This is a genomic window from Halalkalicoccus jeotgali B3, assembly GCF_000196895.1.
Taxonomy (GTDB): domain Archaea; phylum Halobacteriota; class Halobacteria; order Halobacteriales; family Halalkalicoccaceae; genus Halalkalicoccus; species Halalkalicoccus jeotgali.
In genome coordinates this window covers 156420-170141 of sequence record NC_014299.1, presented here as the reverse complement: position 1 = coordinate 170141, position 13722 = coordinate 156420, and the positions used below count along the sequence as shown (strand labels likewise).

The 13722-nt window shown below is 55.7% G+C and carries 22 protein-coding genes; 3 read left to right on the top strand and 19 right to left on the bottom strand.

What is annotated here, in order from left to right:
- The 10 genes from HACJB3_RS17195 to HACJB3_RS17150 form a co-directional block, all read right to left on the bottom strand.
- Entirely contained in the window at window positions 1-522 is a 522-nt protein-coding gene (locus HACJB3_RS17195; RefSeq protein ID WP_013199651.1) for a relaxase/mobilization nuclease domain-containing protein, read from the bottom strand.
- The gene (locus HACJB3_RS17190; protein WP_008415441.1) at window positions 519-986 is read right to left on the bottom strand and encodes a hypothetical protein; all 468 of its coding nucleotides are present in this window, start codon (window positions 984-986) and stop codon (window positions 519-521) included. The genes HACJB3_RS17195 and HACJB3_RS17190 overlap by 4 nt, the downstream gene beginning before the upstream one ends.
- A gap of 805 nt (window positions 987-1791) precedes the next feature.
- Complete coding sequence (locus tag HACJB3_RS17185; RefSeq protein ID WP_013199650.1) at window positions 1792-2262, bottom strand: hypothetical protein; 471 nt, start codon at window positions 2260-2262, stop codon at window positions 1792-1794.
- 196 nt (window positions 2263-2458) lie between these two features.
- A complete protein-coding gene (locus HACJB3_RS17175; protein ID WP_008415444.1) occupies window positions 2459-2845 on the bottom strand; it encodes a hypothetical protein in 387 nt (128 codons plus the stop codon).
- Window positions 2842-3084, bottom strand: coding sequence for a hypothetical protein (locus tag HACJB3_RS17170; protein ID WP_008415445.1), 243 nt, complete (start codon window positions 3082-3084; stop codon window positions 2842-2844). Before HACJB3_RS17170 ends, HACJB3_RS17175 begins: the two co-directional genes overlap by 4 nt.
- A complete protein-coding gene (locus tag HACJB3_RS17165; RefSeq protein ID WP_013199649.1) occupies window positions 3081-3266 on the bottom strand; it encodes a hypothetical protein in 186 nt (61 codons plus the stop codon). Before HACJB3_RS17165 ends, HACJB3_RS17170 begins: the two co-directional genes overlap by 4 nt.
- Window positions 3263-3427: a hypothetical protein gene (locus tag HACJB3_RS20400; RefSeq protein WP_008415446.1), complete on the bottom strand. Its 165-nt coding sequence runs from the start codon at window positions 3425-3427 to the stop codon at window positions 3263-3265. The genes HACJB3_RS17165 and HACJB3_RS20400 overlap by 4 nt, the downstream gene beginning before the upstream one ends.
- Entirely contained in the window at window positions 3424-3690 is a 267-nt protein-coding gene (locus tag HACJB3_RS17160; protein ID WP_008415447.1) for a hypothetical protein, read from the bottom strand. The genes HACJB3_RS20400 and HACJB3_RS17160 overlap by 4 nt, the downstream gene beginning before the upstream one ends.
- Before the next feature lie 79 nt (window positions 3691-3769).
- The gene (locus HACJB3_RS17155) at window positions 3770-4003 is read right to left on the bottom strand and encodes a hypothetical protein (RefSeq protein WP_013199648.1); all 234 of its coding nucleotides are present in this window, start codon (window positions 4001-4003) and stop codon (window positions 3770-3772) included.
- Window positions 4004-4007: 4 nt separating this feature from the next.
- Window positions 4008-4592, bottom strand: coding sequence for a hypothetical protein (locus HACJB3_RS17150; RefSeq protein WP_008415449.1), 585 nt, complete (start codon window positions 4590-4592; stop codon window positions 4008-4010).
- A gap of 417 nt (window positions 4593-5009) precedes the next feature.
- Here HACJB3_RS17150 and HACJB3_RS17145 point away from each other — a divergent pair, with 417 nt between their 5' ends.
- Window positions 5010-5429: a hypothetical protein gene (locus HACJB3_RS17145; RefSeq protein ID WP_013199647.1), complete on the top strand. Its 420-nt coding sequence runs from the start codon at window positions 5010-5012 to the stop codon at window positions 5427-5429.
- 517 nt (window positions 5430-5946) lie between these two features.
- On the opposite strand, the gene HACJB3_RS20395 is transcribed toward HACJB3_RS17145, so the two are convergent.
- From HACJB3_RS20395 to HACJB3_RS21140, 6 genes are all read right to left on the bottom strand, one after another.
- Window positions 5947-6117: a hypothetical protein gene (locus HACJB3_RS20395; RefSeq protein WP_008415452.1), complete on the bottom strand. Its 171-nt coding sequence runs from the start codon at window positions 6115-6117 to the stop codon at window positions 5947-5949.
- A gap of 746 nt (window positions 6118-6863) precedes the next feature.
- The gene (locus HACJB3_RS19255; RefSeq protein WP_008415455.1) at window positions 6864-7067 is read right to left on the bottom strand and encodes a DUF4177 domain-containing protein; all 204 of its coding nucleotides are present in this window, start codon (window positions 7065-7067) and stop codon (window positions 6864-6866) included.
- A gap of 288 nt (window positions 7068-7355) precedes the next feature.
- Window positions 7356-7745 carry a PIN domain-containing protein gene (locus HACJB3_RS17135; protein ID WP_008415462.1) on the bottom strand — a complete coding sequence of 130 codons (390 nt, stop codon included), beginning with the start codon at window positions 7743-7745 and terminating at the stop codon, window positions 7356-7358.
- Window positions 7735-7968, bottom strand: coding sequence for an antitoxin VapB family protein (locus HACJB3_RS17130; protein ID WP_008415464.1), 234 nt, complete (start codon window positions 7966-7968; stop codon window positions 7735-7737). The genes HACJB3_RS17135 and HACJB3_RS17130 overlap by 11 nt, the downstream gene beginning before the upstream one ends.
- Before the next feature lie 380 nt (window positions 7969-8348).
- Window positions 8349-9992, bottom strand: a complete 1644-nt coding sequence (locus HACJB3_RS17125; protein WP_013199643.1) for a DUF7845 domain-containing protein — start codon at window positions 9990-9992, stop codon at window positions 8349-8351.
- Window positions 9985-10113 carry a DUF7563 family protein gene (locus HACJB3_RS21140; RefSeq protein WP_274378069.1) on the bottom strand — a complete coding sequence of 43 codons (129 nt, stop codon included), beginning with the start codon at window positions 10111-10113 and terminating at the stop codon, window positions 9985-9987. Before HACJB3_RS21140 ends, HACJB3_RS17125 begins: the two co-directional genes overlap by 8 nt.
- A gap of 660 nt (window positions 10114-10773) precedes the next feature.
- Between HACJB3_RS21140 and HACJB3_RS20875 the strand changes: the two genes are divergently transcribed.
- Entirely contained in the window at window positions 10774-11124 is a 351-nt protein-coding gene (locus HACJB3_RS20875) for a hypothetical protein (RefSeq protein ID WP_206537098.1), read from the top strand.
- 126 nt (window positions 11125-11250) lie between these two features.
- On the opposite strand, the gene HACJB3_RS21135 is transcribed toward HACJB3_RS20875, so the two are convergent.
- Genes HACJB3_RS21135 through HACJB3_RS17115 form a run of 3 tightly spaced genes read right to left on the bottom strand, consistent with a single transcriptional unit; the run spans window position 11251 to window position 12067 of the window.
- On the bottom strand, window positions 11251-11376 hold the full coding sequence (locus HACJB3_RS21135) for a hypothetical protein (RefSeq protein ID WP_008415469.1): 126 nt from the start codon (window positions 11374-11376) through the stop codon (window positions 11251-11253).
- A 15-nt stretch (window positions 11377-11391) separates the two neighbouring features.
- Entirely contained in the window at window positions 11392-11811 is a 420-nt protein-coding gene (locus HACJB3_RS17120; RefSeq protein WP_013199642.1) for a Fic family protein, read from the bottom strand.
- Complete coding sequence (locus HACJB3_RS17115) at window positions 11801-12067, bottom strand: winged helix-turn-helix domain-containing protein (protein ID WP_008415473.1); 267 nt, start codon at window positions 12065-12067, stop codon at window positions 11801-11803. Before HACJB3_RS17115 ends, HACJB3_RS17120 begins: the two co-directional genes overlap by 11 nt.
- A 100-nt stretch (window positions 12068-12167) precedes the next feature.
- Between HACJB3_RS17115 and HACJB3_RS17110 the strand changes: the two genes are divergently transcribed.
- The gene (locus tag HACJB3_RS17110) at window positions 12168-12416 is read left to right on the top strand and encodes a DUF7692 domain-containing protein (protein WP_008415481.1); all 249 of its coding nucleotides are present in this window, start codon (window positions 12168-12170) and stop codon (window positions 12414-12416) included.
- Window positions 12417-13722 lie beyond the last annotated feature (1306 nt).

Below are 13722 nucleotides of genomic sequence, written 5' to 3'. Positions count from 1 at the left end.
TTAGCGGCCCCTCTCAATCTCTAATTCGTCCTCTAGTTCTTGCTCCCGCTCTCGCGAATCACGTTCGTTCGCACGCTCTTTCTCCTGTCGGCGGTGTTTGTACCTCTCTCGTTCGACCATCCGCTCATTGGCCGTCTCTCGGACATTCTCGACGTCACCACGATCCATGTAGAGGTCCGTCTTCTCACCCGTCATGGCAACGTGAGCGTGCGGGTGTTCAGTATCCCGATGAACACTATACGCGTAGGTCACCGTGGGTCGGTTTTTCGTGAACTGTTCCATTGTTCGGCGCGTCTCTTTGCCGATCTCATCGTTTGAGAGGTCATTTCCGTTCTCTGGGCTGATTATCATGTGTCTCTCGAATTGGTGACGTTCGCTCTTTTCGACGAATCGCTCTTTCTGCTTGTTGGATATGAGGCGGCCGGCTCTGTCGTGAACCGGTGTATCTCCCTCTCTGCCGATGTATGCCATGAGTTTCCCTGCGCCAGAATCACGATACTCCGTCTGGAGAAACGTCGTCATAGGAGGTCATCGACTTCCGTCGGTCCATCATCGTCTTTATCGTCGGTTTCAGCGTCTGAGTCGGCACTGTTCGACTCCTCACTCGAGAGATCAGTATGTTCCTCAAGCGGGTAGCGAAGCCGGCGAGCACCCGTCTGAAGTACCTCACGTCGACGAGCATCCGGGTAGTTCTGTTTCAGCAGCTCGAAGTTCGCGACTGAGTAGGTCCCGGCACGAGCGTTCATGTCTCGTATGTCTTCGGCGATTTCCTCGAGGGCATCTGTCCCTTCAGCGATCAAGGCCTCGATGCGTTCCTCGGCGGATAGCTCTGTAGCCGATTGATCCAGATTCTGGCGTTGGCGCTCGGCCTGCATGAGCTTGTAGACATAGCTGGAGAGTGTTTCTCCTGCATCGTTGGCCTCGCTCTTGAGGTGATTCTTCTCTGATTCTGATACGTAGACGCTGATGACTGTGTCTCTGCTCATGTGTTGGTTAGTTCTTTGAGGGGTGGGTATGCGGGCTGGCTAAGTGGTGGTTTTGCTGGTGAGCGGAGCGGTAGGCAAGCTAAAATTCGCATTGGTTTCTTCTCAATTCACCTCTCATCTGTCGGTTTCATACCAATTCTACCACAGTAGATACCAATGTGGTACAGTACCTAGTAAGTTTCGGCCCCGTCGGCCTCAGACGATGGCATACCCGGCCCTGTCTAAGTCCGCCCGCATACCATATCGCTGATAGAAAACTTCCCCCCTCAATTCTCCCTACAGCCGTCGGCGTCTGAGTGCAAGCTTACAGTAAGGTCGAAACTTACCCCCTCCACCCAACCTACTAGGGTCGGCAGGCGTCCTGATATGTCTGGCATATCAGTCATGATGATAGGCCAGCTGTAACCGGAACCCTAGCGGCGCTCCAAGAAACGCCGTATTCTCGCGGCCTTCGGCCGCTCCGAGACGGGGATTCTCGCGCCGCTACGGGACAGTAGTCATACCGCCTAACACGAGTGGACCGCCTGCCGGGAGGGTGGCCCCCGAGAGGCGGCTAATGAGTTAGCAACGATGGAAGCGATGCCCGTGATTGATCCAGGCCCACGGGCCGGGCCTGACGGAGTCCTACCTCGACGAACACAGTCCCTCGCCCGTCAGGGGTCATCGGGAACGACTCAGTGCGTGCTCGAGCGGTGGACCTTCATCGCATTTTCTTGGATGAAGGGGCGACCGCACTCAGGACACGGAACCACTTTGTCGACGAGTAGCTCCGAGAGGCCGGGAGTATCCGCGCTCATTCGGGGCGCTAGAGCGCCTCGAGGTCGATGTCCTCGTGGGAGGTGTTGAGGATGTCCGCTGCCTCCTGGCGCTGGGCCTCGGCATATTGGGGGGCGCGAGTCTCCATCCTCTGCGCGCTTTCAAGCTTCTCGCGGGCGGTGTTGCGCTCCTCGGCCGTGAGGTCCTCAACACTCCCCTCGTCGTTGTCCTCGAGCAACTCCGGACTGGCCCCACCCGTCTCGGGCTGCTGGGAGAGGGCCGTCACGGTCTCGTTTGCCTCGTCTCTGTCCATCGCGATAAATTGCCCCGCGAGGGCGTCGAGATCGAGACTGTCGGGGTCGGCGACGCCGCGCTGGCCGAGCGAAGTCCCGAGAACCTCGCGAATCGCGTCAACCGACTGCTCGCTAACGAGGACTGGATCCTCGCCGCGGTCTTTCATCCGCCGGTGGTCATAAAGCAAATCAACTTGTTCCTGGTCGAGTTCGCGGTTCGAATTCATGGTTGATCGTAATCGTAATTGTAATCGCAATTGCAATTGGTCAGCTGCCGATCCAGATCGCGAAGACGCCCCTTCCGCGGACTCTCACCGCGGTCAGTGGGGCGATCTTGAACGGAGAGAAGACTGGTGTTAATGCTGCTGACAGTCACAGCAGCGGGCGTCGCGACGCCCTCGCCACGGGTCGCGAAGTCGTGGGTCATCGGGACAGGCCTCCAGTCAATCGATCCCACGCGCCGACTAGACGGTCGCGAAGCCGAACCGAGAGGGGAAGGTCCGCCCGCCGGCGAATCGAGCCGTTGAGGGCCATCTCCAGCTCGTCGTCCTGGATCTCGCCAGCGTAGGCGACCATCTCACGAGCGTGCTGGAGGGCCGCCTCAGCGTCGGCGTCGTCACGGAGGGTGTCGAGTCGCAGAGCGCCGTCCTCGCCGCGGACGTAGACCACGTCCTCGTTGGGCTCGAGGTCGTTCGCGAGCAGCAGGGCGTGGACAAGTGACAGGCGGTCCTCATCACCGTCGAGCCCGTCGAGTTCGTACACGATTCCCCGGACCAGCGCCCGATCACTCTCACTGAGGTCGGGGGTCATTCGTCCCCCGTCCCGGAATACTCAATCTTGTACTCAAGATCACTGCCCGGTTCCTTGCCCGGAGCGATCTCAACGCCCTGCTCGTTGACATAGACGCCCCGTTCGGCGTTCCACTCGTAAAAGCCGCTCTTCCGATCCGCTTCGTCGGCGTCCCCACCGATCACGAACTTCTGGAAACCCTCGCTCGGTTGGTCGTCCTCCAGGTCCCCGACCCGATTCGCGAGAGAACGGCGGGTCATGGCTCGACCCTGACATGTTCGGCGTCGCCGGGCGTATCGGCCACACCGAGTATCTCCCGGCCTTCGCGCTCGGCACGCTCGCGAGACATGACTAAGACGTGGTTGAACTCAATGCCGAGCGAGCCACCCGACCGGCCCGATTCGAGCGAGTCAACTCGGTCCTCGAGCGAACGCCGAGTCATAGTTCGATCCGCTCCTCAGTAACCCCCGGTTCCGGGGCCTCGCCTTCCGTCGGTTCCCACGGCGTCGCGACCACCGTATCCCGGAGTTCGATTACTGTCCCGTCACCCGGACGCTCGGCCTCCAGTGACTCAATCCGATTCGCGAGCCCCTGTCGAGTCATTGGCGCTCCTCCAGTTGCTCAACCCGCTCGGCCAGTTCCTCGAGGTCCTGGTCCTTTTTCAACTGACGATACTGTCCGCATGCGTATGCCAGCTGGCGAATCCACCCCTGACGGACCTTTTCGTTCTCGGCGTCGCGAACCCGCCCGGCAGTCACCTTCCGGTGGGCCTCTGATATGCCGTCCTCGAGGAGGGAAATCACTTCCGCGCGGTCCGGGATGTCCGGCCCGTCGGTCTCTGGTGTCGGCGGCGAATCCGCGCTCATACCGAACCCCCCATGGGTTGGCGTACTTCCCGCCCGGTCTCGGCAATGTCGGTGGTTATAGCGTGCATGAGTGGTGAGATTATCCGCGGCTTATCGACGGGTCTAGATCCAACTTCTCGACTGCGTTGTCCGTGACCTTGTGAGGCTCGCCATCCACGAGGATGATGCCCCGCTCTTTGTCCTCCCAGAGGAGTGAGCCGCCCGCCTTCGCCGTCGAGAGGAGGACGATTATCCCCGCCGCCGGGAGGTTTTCGGGGCCGGTGCCCCCCTCCAGGTCCGAGACGCGAGACGTGAGATCTCGAGGTGAGCGCATGAACTCACTCCCGCTTGCTCAGTTCGCGAGCAATTGCTTTGGCGAGTTTGGTCCGTTCCTCGTCAGCCCGCGAGTGGTCCCCCTGGACGCCCGTGCCGTACTCCTCAACGAGGGGGTTGGGGTCGTCCTCGGAGGCGTCGGCCGGGCCATGCTGATACGGATGGGCGTCGCTCGCGGTGTCGGCGTCGAGTTCGGCCGGAATCTCGTTGGCCGTCAACTCCTCGAGGCCGTTGTTATCGACACCAGTCCCGAACGCTTCGAGCGGGTCGCCAGACCGTGACTCGGCCTCGGTCGCCGCGATCTCGGCCTGTCGGCGACGGGATTCGGCCGTCATTTCCCCGGTGGTTTTGAGGCCGTTGTCGTCCACGCCAGTCCCGTACTTCGCGAGTGTGTCCTGAGCGGCGTCGGTGTCCTGCATGACGACCCGGCGTGCCGCTGCCTCCACCGATTCGTCTCCCTCGCCCTCGCCCGCTCGGACGAATCCGGCCGCTTCAAGCGCCTTTGCAAACTCCGCAACCGTCAGGTCCTCGAGGTCCTTGCCGACCAAATCGACCGTCTGTGCCAACCGCTCGCTTGTGTTGCTACTCATGATTATGATTGTCTGATTATGATTGTGTATTTGAAACCCGCAGAGGGGTGTCGAACCCCCCAGCTATGACTTGACGACGAATCGCGCCGATGCTCGCACCGAGTGCGCAGGTCGGTGGTCATCGCCGCTTCCATATATTTTATATACGGCTAGACACTTAAACATGGGTGCTTAACCGCGGTCTATCGTCGCCTTGGTGGGTCAACGTGGCCGAATCCTTCCTTGCCTCTATCATAAGTCATGCCGACCCGGCCGGGACCGGACCCATACCCGGCCCCTGCCGACGCGCGCCAAACCGCGGCGCGCTGGCGGGATACGGGGGTGAACGCCGAAGTGCATGGCTCATTTGACGGTCGGGTTCCCGCTCCTCCAGCACTCCGCGAAATAACTATGTGACGACCGAACACTAGATTCGGTATGGGTATGATAAGTCGATGGGCAGACACGGTCGGGTCTTCTAGAAAACCTTCGATAGGAGTCAAAATCCTCGCGGCCATCTTCGGAGTCGCCGCATTCGTGCTAGCCATCGCCGCTCTTGAAATCGCTACGAACCCCAGTCTCACAGATGGGACTACTGCATCCCTCCTCGTCGTTGCCTTCGTATTCGTTGTGGGTGTCGGCTTGCTCGTCGTCGCTGCCGGGTTGTGGATCGGGCGATCTTGGGCATGGACGTGGGGGTTCGTCCTCTATACTGGTGCAGCGATCAGTAGCCTTATCGCGGTGGTACAGACACCTGAACCGGTAACACTTTTGGGAGTCGTCGTACCCGCGTTCGTTGCGGTGTATCTCTACAGCAAACGCGAGCAATTCGACACCGCGAATACGGAATCTGTATAGCTCACTCCCTGTCAGCAGTCACTCCCTTCGTTACAGGGCGGCGCGGTTGTTCCCTAACTTCGACACGCACAGGCTGGATCGCCACTCTCAGTGTGCCCAATGTATAATCCGAGCAGCGCACAGGCGGTTCCGACAATCACTCCAAGCATTCCCCAAACGGCTCCGTCGCCGCTGGAGGCGAGTATTATCAGGAATGTCGAAATGCCGAGGATGACTATCATCCAAGCAGTGCCTAGTGTCTGTTGTGTAGGCTTTGAAACCATGTTATTGCTGATCGTGCCAGTGGCTTATCTCTATCTCTCCATACAAGTAGCCACTTGCTTACTGACAGACTGTTAGTAGCCCCACGCCGTTTAATTCAGAATACCCCTGTCAACAAGAGCGGTCTATTGAGAGTAGCAGAGCGTGTCATAGAAAGACACTCAGAGCGTTGGTTTCAACTTGTTCTGCTTGAATCAGCCGGCACATATACCTGTAAGTACAGGGTCAGCTGTTCACGTTCGCACGTGGCAGTAAACTACGTTAGGCCCCACACTACACCGAAAATGGTACCGAGACTCATCCCAATCGCAATACCTATCCCGATATCATTCAGTACAAGCCCAAGAACGACTCCCATTAGAGGTCCGAACGCAATCCCTAGACCCATCTTATTCGAATCTATTTGATCGTCCTCTTCGTCAGACATATGATGTCTTTGGATTTCTAGCGGGATAAACCCAGTTAATGGGTGTGAACGGTCTATATCTACCGTTCACTACGGATTTCAAAGGTCACGTGACCGATTCTATGACACGCTCAGTAGCATGCTAATTACACCGGAGCGACACCCCGGGTCAGCAACCAGGTGGCTACAGACTACTACTACTATCGCGGTTGGATTTGTCGAATTGCATACCGACAATTGCGAAGAAGATCGCGGCAACGGCAATAAGCGATGAATCAATAGTAGGTTGGTAAGAGGGGTTGTTGATTTTCACCACAGTAAACGAGATTAAGAGAACAATGCAAATCGTTGCTGTGATCTCTAATCCGACATACGCGGGACCTTTGGATTTCGCCCATACGATGGGATTCATGCGCTCTGAACGACGACCGCTGATATATCTGTTTGGGTGCCGTGACTGGTGCTCTAGGCCTCGCTGCTGCAATCAACTCTGTCAGAGCCCTCTGTCAGTAAGCAAGTGACTACTGACGGGGGTGGTCATTATCTGACGCAGGCTACGTAGAAAATGCTAGACCAAATGCCATAGAAAGATACACATGAAAGCCACACGCTGACGCCCGTAGCCAGCAGTGACCGTATCCAGTTGAAAACCGACAAACCCGCCAATCAATAGAAATACGACACCGAACCCAAATAGCAACAGCGTAGCAATAGCCGATTGCTGGCCCATATCCAAAATCGGTTTTATCACCATGTGGTTCGAACGGCTAGTCTACGTTTGCGTTCCCACTTGACCGAGGGCGTTTGAAGATGAGATTATCTCCCCAAAACCAGTTCTCGATTACCTCGTCAAGTTCCCAGCCGTCTTTAGCAAGTCTGTTGACTTTCTTTTCCGTGTTTTCTGTCTTAATTCCTAATAGACCAGTCGACGGCTGGATCATCTTGTATTCGTAGTCGTCGCTTGCGGACATTGAGAGCTATTGCTTATGGTGAGCACTTGAACTTGCCTATTAGTTTGTTTCTCCCCTCCTCCACCGCGGGAGCCTCACGGCCCCTTTGGGGCCGTCGGGGCTGGCAGGATAAGGTAAACAGTCACTCGCCGACTGAAAGAACTCGGCGTACTCGGGAACGATCGAGACGCCAGACAACGGAACTGTGTCGAGGTGTACGAAAACGAGTACTACACAAAATCACCGTTGGATCGGAGGACGACGAGAGCGAGGAGAGCGACGACGGCGACGAGTAGCCAGCGATAGAGCCTACTCGTCAATATTGGTGACTTGGAGGCCCTCAATACGGTTGAAGTCACTATCGCGGGTAACGATCGTCGCGCCTGCTTCACGGACAATCCCTGCTATTAGCATGTCCACTGCATTGATCGGCGTGCCCTGGTCGAGGAGTTCAGCCTCGATCATGGCTGCCTCAGTGACCGCACCTGCCGTTACCGGAAGGGGATCGGCCCAATTTAGCGCTGCCTCAGTTTTGGTAACACCGGGTTTTCGGGAGGCCTGTGCTCCGTATCGCAGAGCCTCCCACAACACTGGCATCGGGAGATACCACGCTCCATCATAGGACTCGATTACTGTGGCCGCCTGTTCGTGGCGGGGGTTGTCCGAGCGAAGATAGTCGCTTAGGACGCTATTGTCCAAACATCTCATCGTAGTGGTCGTCAATCTCCTCGCCAAGTTGCTGGTGTTTCTCTTTGTGGTCCTGCCCTGCGTCGATGTCATCCCAAAGCCCTCGCGCCTTTTTCGGGTTGTCTCGTGACTTCGAGAGCCGGTTTACTACATCGCTGAAGCTCTCGTCACCGCGCTTGTGCGCTTTCAGGCGCTCATAGGCGTCCTCGGTGATCGTGAGTGTCTTTGTAGCCATACACATACATGTACGTCCACGTGCGCCATAAAGCTGTCTCCTTCAGAGAAAGAACGGTAATCGGCGGATGGCCCTCAGACGCATGACGGCTAATCGGAAATGCTTCTACTCCGTTTGGAGAAGTGCGAGATAAGATACCAGCCCCGCTTCCCCCCCACCGCAGCAGGATGAACCGCACCGCCTCACAGTGTGGGGTTAGTCCGGTTTCGACAGGGGGTGTCAATATTCTCTTAGGAGGCGTGCCTAAGGGCACTCAATCAAAATACCACCGCCACCTTCGCAGAAACGCGCGAAAAATTCCACCCGAAACGGAGCCTCAGACGACGAAAATCAAGCCGAAAACGGGACGGTGGATAGTGTTGCCACTCAGGAACGCCGCGCTATCTGACGGATTTGAGATCTGATCCGGTCGTCGTTGACCGGGACGGGACAGTATCTGGCATACCACCGGCCCGACTGCCGGGCGTGTCCGATGTGGATAGCCCCTCTCCGTTCTGACGCCAGAAGGCACGGCCTGCTACGTACTCGACTTTATCACGGCCTGAACGGATCCACGCCGTTAGCCCTTCTTTCAGCATCTCCTCCATGTCGGCCTCGTCGGGTATCTCACCAAACTCGAGTTTGACCCGGGTAATGTCGGCGTCAGGAAACCGGTCAGAAACCTCAGGCCCGTATTCGGCGCACCACGCCGACCATGCGCTCGATTCGCCCGAACCCTTGCCGTCGTTCTCGAAGGCCTCACGGGCGTGTCTGAGCCCGTGGCGGGCCTGCGAGGCCAGATAGTCCGACCCGAAGGCGACGGCCCCGTTCTCGAGCGTTAAGAGGTCCGAGAGACGGTCGACGATCCGGTAGACCGTCCGGCGCGAACGGCCGATCGCCTCGGCCAGTGAGGTGACGTCTTGGACCTGTCCCCCGTCGGCCATGACCTGCAAGGCTTCGGCGTCCGAGTTGTTGAGGTCCGGGTTTCCTGTCCCAAGGCCAGCAAGCGCCTTGATTACGGCCGTCCCTTGCTCTCGCTTGATGTCCGGTGTCGGGTCGTCTATCAGGGAGATCGTCGGCCGAATCGTGTCCGTGTCCTCAAAGTATCCATCGGGAACGTAGGTGTCGCTCGATTCGTTCGGACGGGTCGGCAGGCCAGCCCAACTCAAGAGATTTAGCAGCTGCTCGTCTAACTCCCGTCGAAGCCCCGCCTTGTCCGACCACGGGACCGTAGACGTATTGAGCGACTTCTTGAACAGCATACACACCTTTGGGTGATACAACGGGTCTGACGGGTCCTCAGGCGGATTCTTGAGCAGGTAGTGTTTGATCCGCTTACCGTATTCGTGGCCCGAGATGAGCGCACCTGCCGTCTCAGGCCGGAACGCCGCCATGTGCATGAACCCGTCTCCGCCCGTATCGTCCTCGACGAGTTTTCGGTATTTGCCCGATTCGGCGGCCAACTCAAAGATTCGTTCCATGACGGACCCGCGCCCGAACACACGGCCCGACTTGGACCGATTGACCCGAACGTACGTTTCGGCCTCGTAGATATTTGAGTAGGAGTGCTCGCCCGTGAAGTACGCCGGATTGATGTCTAGGGCTTCGGCCCCCCCTCGGAGGAGTTCAGGATACTCCCCAAAGTCGAGTTTGGCACCCTGAGCGCGAACGTTCACGCCTACAATATCGGGTGTCGAGATTGAATCTCCGTCTGTCGTTCGCATATCCGGCCAGCGTGGCGCGACATGGAAGCGCGCCCGACGTTTCCCGGCCTGGTCCTCTACTGGTTTGACGGTAATCCGGTGCTCGCGAACCGTCTGGAGGCGATAGTCCGGGTGATCGCGCGGTGCAAGCCCCGATTCCTGATAGGAGAGTGTGGCTACCCACGTTTCGTCGCCCCTGTCGAACCGGGCGCGGGCCGATCCGTCGGCGTCCTTAACCGCCTTGTCGAGTGCGAAGTGCGGGAGGAGGTCGTTTCCGGTGTAAATCAGGTTCCCACCAAATTCGTCCACAGCCGTCTCAAGCAGGAAACGTGACTCACTCATCGAACCCACTCCGAACCGTCTGGCGGTCAGAACACTCGAAACAGCCAGCGATCGCGCCCGATACCCCGAACACTCGGACGAATAGGGCTGTGACGTGGCCGCCGCCCTCGCATTGAGCCATTAGATCGCCTCCGTGAGCGTGCTCTGTCGCGGGTCAAATCGCGAGAGGGCAGTTGCGCGTACGAACTCCGAGTCGTGGTCTGGTTTGGTGATGCTGTCAGTCGTCATCGTTCCGGTCGTCCGATCACGGCCGGACGGGCCGGGCACCGCACCGCGACGAGAAAGACCCATGAACCCGGACGTCCAATACCCAGGTAGAGGCCCAAGGCCTCGCATCGAAGGTGCCAGCCTTCGATTGTGCGTGTTTCGGCGCTGATGGGAGCCTGGACCCCGTCTCAAGAGGGGGCTCCCAGCGCCGTTCGATCGAACTACCTGCACAGCCTCGCGTATCTAACGTAATCTCGTCTTCTATCAGCTGCGCCTCCGGTGCAGCATCCATGCTGAAGAAGGTCGCACCGACCGCGTGTCTCTCTGCAGCATTGGGAATTGCTGTCATGGCCATCTGATGAGCCACGGGCTAACGAGACAGGCAAACAGTTATGCCATGCCAGCCAGAAAGGGGAGATGTATTAGGTCTGGCCCCTTCCGGCCTTTTTCGTGTTCCGTAGCTTTGCGTATGACCTCACACACCTTGCTTATAAAGGTCAGTGACAGATAGCGAATGAATGTCTGACGGTTGGCTGACGTACCTCTATGATCCATTAACGATTCATACTGCATCATGAAGCGAATCACTCCACAAGTCCGAGCAGAACATATCGAGTATATTAATGAAGTACAATCAAAGGCAGATAGCGATATTAGTGATGCAGAGGCTATTAGACGTATTTTTGATCGAGCGATTCAGTGTGAATCACAGACGGAGCAGCTTGAATCAGAGTTGAATCATGCTGAAGCACGAATCGATGAGCTTCAATCTAAACTGATTGCAACCACTGAGAAGATAGATGCATCCAATGAACTAGTCAAAGTCGTAGAAGACGAGCAATCACTTCAGAAGCAACGTGCTCAAGCAGGAATTATGACACGCGCTAAATGGTGGTTGACAGGTATGCCATCCAAGGAGCAGTAAAAACTTGCCTCACGATAGGCGTGTTCCGTCTGAGCGTGGTTCATGAGTTCCGTGTTTTCCTCCCGCTGCTCGAGAATCAGGCGCTTCTCATTCCGCGGGCCGTAGGCGCAACCTCAAAAAACGGAGCTAATCCTCAAGCGCGTCGAGAACATCACGTTCCTCATCCCGCATCCGACGGGCTGTCTCGACGAATGATTCGTTCTCGCTGTCGTTTGATTCCTGGTTGTGCGTCTTGCTCATGTTGTCTTCCATAGTGTTCACACCTACTTATTCATTATCCGTCCGGGGTGGGTTCAATCGTGATTTGTCGATCGCGCCGGTTTCCAACCACTTGGCGATTTCCTCCACCTCATATTTCCGGATACTACGCACGACACGAGCTTCCGCCACGTCTGTATCAGCTCGTTGCGCGCCGGCCTGCTCTAAATACGATGTTGCCACGTTCCATGCAGTGCGCTTATTTCCATCTTCGAATACATGGGCCGTCACCACCTTCCGAAGCAAAAAGGCGGCTCGTATGTACACATCGTCATATTCGGCCGCCTTGCGGGTATGTGGACGGAGTTCAAGTCTCGGTGATGCAACGCGGGCACCCTTGTACTTCAAATCATATTCCTCATCAATCTCATCGTGGACAGTTACGATATCTTTCGCTGTCGGGAGAGTGCCATCACCGCTATTCGTCATCGCTTTCGCCCTCACAGACGACATCCTGAAGCTCGTCGGTGAGCGACCACGCGACGCTTCTGGGTCCGAAGGTGTGTTTCTCGACTGTCCCGTCCTCGAGGAGATTCCGTAGCCGTCGGTCGGCCGCCTGTCGCGAGCATCCGAGTTTATCGGCTACCTGCTGAGCCGATAAGGTTCCCTCTCCGAGTGCGTCCAAGACCCGTTCATCGGTAACTTGTGGGACGAATTTCCCCGAATCGTCGCGCTTTCGCTCCATATCAGACGATACCTGCCCCACCTACATAATCCCTATTGCTCAATAGCATATTGATGTCTTTATTTCCTATTGCGTATAAGCATTAGGTAAAGACAGATCCATGAGAATCAACACATCCGACAAATACGAGTGGCGTACAGACTTATACGACCGCGTAGGCGATCTTCTGAACGAATCTACGCGGTCGGGCGCGATCGATGCGAGCGCACAGTTTACCGAGGAGATGATGAAGAATCTCGATCGGGCGATGGATCACCCCGATATGACACCGGAACTCGCGGCCTTGCTGTCCATGTCGCAGGTCGAACTCGAATATGAGATCCAGTCCGGCGTGAACATTAGCGACTAACTTCTCTTCTCTTCTTCAACGTCACTACTGATTCGTTAGGTACAGACTATCTACGTATCAGTACTCCAATAGAGCAGTCATTTTTGCTGATTCTCGTTTCAATTTGCAAGATAGGCCATGAGACTGAGAATATTGAACAAGGATATTGCAGCGACACACTTGGAAGTGTCAATAATCAGGTTCCGGACTGGATTTAGGTGATTGAGATTCCACTCGGATTGCAGTAGAGTAATCAGTCGCCACTCTCTGTCAGTCCACTGATGACCCACCATTTCGCTCATATCTACACGTCATAGTTTACCGACGCTGGTCGCGTCGCTGATCAAGCTTGTGCTCGATGGACTCCACAATCCCCGTCCAATTCTCTCTGAAAGTAGGCAATACATCTTTATATCAAAATACCGTAAGTTCATACAATGGAATGGCTTCAACCACGATCACCCTGGGACGTATTAGCGGGGTTTCTTGCTAGCATTTGGGCACTCTTTACGCTACACATCCACTGGCTGCAAGGAACCAACTTCTTCGATCTCAGGATCATGCTCTGGGTCTTAGTAGTAACTGCTGTTTGTCTCGGGGTTCTTCTTCTCTCAGGTGGACTGATCAGCGGACAGTTGTACCGGTCCCGTGACCGCTACCTGAGAGCTGTTCAAGCGCTCGGCGGTAGTGCACTCGTTATGTTCATCGTCTTGCTCATTATATAGACCGTCTGTGGACGTATTATCGTCTGTTCCAGTCAGCTGGGCCCGCTACCGCCGAATCAGCGGCCAGTTACTAATATCTCTTTGTCACAGGTGCTTCATTCATTTTGGCTGGGAACTAAAGTTGGCACCAACCGTTAGATAGAGGTGAGAATATCCATCATGGAGAGATATATCTCCGATATAACTCTATTATACTAATTATAACCCCTATTGAAAAGGATATAACTGCGAAAATAGCTACATTCCCTCCTTCTCCACTAACAACCCGGTATAATTGGGAAATCCCAGCGATACAAAGGGCTATGGTAGTGAAAATAAGGATTCTGTTGGACATTCCACCTCCACCATCCATAATAAATATTATATTCTAAATACGTAATAATGTATCGCAATTTCGTTCTTGTCCTAATTTAACGTATATTAACCTCTCTATGGCAGCTATTTGAGTGAGATAAATAGAGAAGCAATCGTTACATTCGCACGTTCTATGTATCAGTAAAGTCGTCGAAGTTTGACGTGAAACCAAATCAGTCAAATCATTCTTTGCTATCTTTCCTTGTGCAATAGTCGCCTTTGTGAGAAAGGGAAATGTTGCACAAGGT

Coding starts and splice junctions, on each gene's coding strand:
- HACJB3_RS17195 (WP_013199651.1), bottom strand. CDS start 522: ATGACGACGTTTCTCCAGACGGAGTATCGTGATTCTGGCGCAGGGAAA.
- HACJB3_RS21140 (WP_274378069.1), bottom strand. CDS start 10,113: ATGGCTCAATGCGAGGGCGGCGGCCACGTCACAGCCCTATTCGTCCGA.
- HACJB3_RS17115 (WP_008415473.1), bottom strand. CDS start 12,067: ATGGAGCGAAAGCGCGACGATTCGGGGAAATTCGTCCCACAAGTTACC.
- HACJB3_RS20875 (WP_206537098.1), top strand. CDS start 10,774: ATGAAGCGAATCACTCCACAAGTCCGAGCAGAACATATCGAGTATATT.
- HACJB3_RS17170 (WP_008415445.1), bottom strand. CDS start 3,084: ATGACCCGCCGTTCTCTCGCGAATCGGGTCGGGGACCTGGAGGACGAC.
- HACJB3_RS21135 (WP_008415469.1), bottom strand. CDS start 11,376: ATGGAAGACAACATGAGCAAGACGCACAACCAGGAATCAAACGACAGC.
- HACJB3_RS20400 (WP_008415446.1), bottom strand. CDS start 3,427: ATGACTCGACAGGGGCTCGCGAATCGGATTGAGTCACTGGAGGCCGAG.
- HACJB3_RS17175 (WP_008415444.1), bottom strand. CDS start 2,845: ATGACCCCCGACCTCAGTGAGAGTGATCGGGCGCTGGTCCGGGGAATC.
- HACJB3_RS17150 (WP_008415449.1), bottom strand. CDS start 4,592: ATGAGTAGCAACACAAGCGAGCGGTTGGCACAGACGGTCGATTTGGTC.
- HACJB3_RS17160 (WP_008415447.1), bottom strand. CDS start 3,690: ATGAGCGCGGATTCGCCGCCGACACCAGAGACCGACGGGCCGGACATC.
- HACJB3_RS17145 (WP_013199647.1), top strand. CDS start 5,010: ATGGGTATGATAAGTCGATGGGCAGACACGGTCGGGTCTTCTAGAAAA.
- HACJB3_RS17110 (WP_008415481.1), top strand. CDS start 12,168: ATGAGAATCAACACATCCGACAAATACGAGTGGCGTACAGACTTATAC.
- HACJB3_RS17165 (WP_013199649.1), bottom strand. CDS start 3,266: ATGACTCGGCGTTCGCTCGAGGACCGAGTTGACTCGCTCGAATCGGGC.
- HACJB3_RS17130 (WP_008415464.1), bottom strand. CDS start 7,968: ATGGCTACAAAGACACTCACGATCACCGAGGACGCCTATGAGCGCCTG.
- HACJB3_RS20395 (WP_008415452.1), bottom strand. CDS start 6,117: ATGTCTGACGAAGAGGACGATCAAATAGATTCGAATAAGATGGGTCTA.
- HACJB3_RS17190 (WP_008415441.1), bottom strand. CDS start 986: ATGAGCAGAGACACAGTCATCAGCGTCTACGTATCAGAATCAGAGAAG.
- HACJB3_RS19255 (WP_008415455.1), bottom strand. CDS start 7,067: ATGTCCGCAAGCGACGACTACGAATACAAGATGATCCAGCCGTCGACT.
- HACJB3_RS17120 (WP_013199642.1), bottom strand. CDS start 11,811: ATGACGAATAGCGGTGATGGCACTCTCCCGACAGCGAAAGATATCGTA.
- HACJB3_RS17155 (WP_013199648.1), bottom strand. CDS start 4,003: ATGCGCTCACCTCGAGATCTCACGTCTCGCGTCTCGGACCTGGAGGGG.
- HACJB3_RS17125 (WP_013199643.1), bottom strand. CDS start 9,992: ATGAGTGAGTCACGTTTCCTGCTTGAGACGGCTGTGGACGAATTTGGT.
- HACJB3_RS17185 (WP_013199650.1), bottom strand. CDS start 2,262: ATGAATTCGAACCGCGAACTCGACCAGGAACAAGTTGATTTGCTTTAT.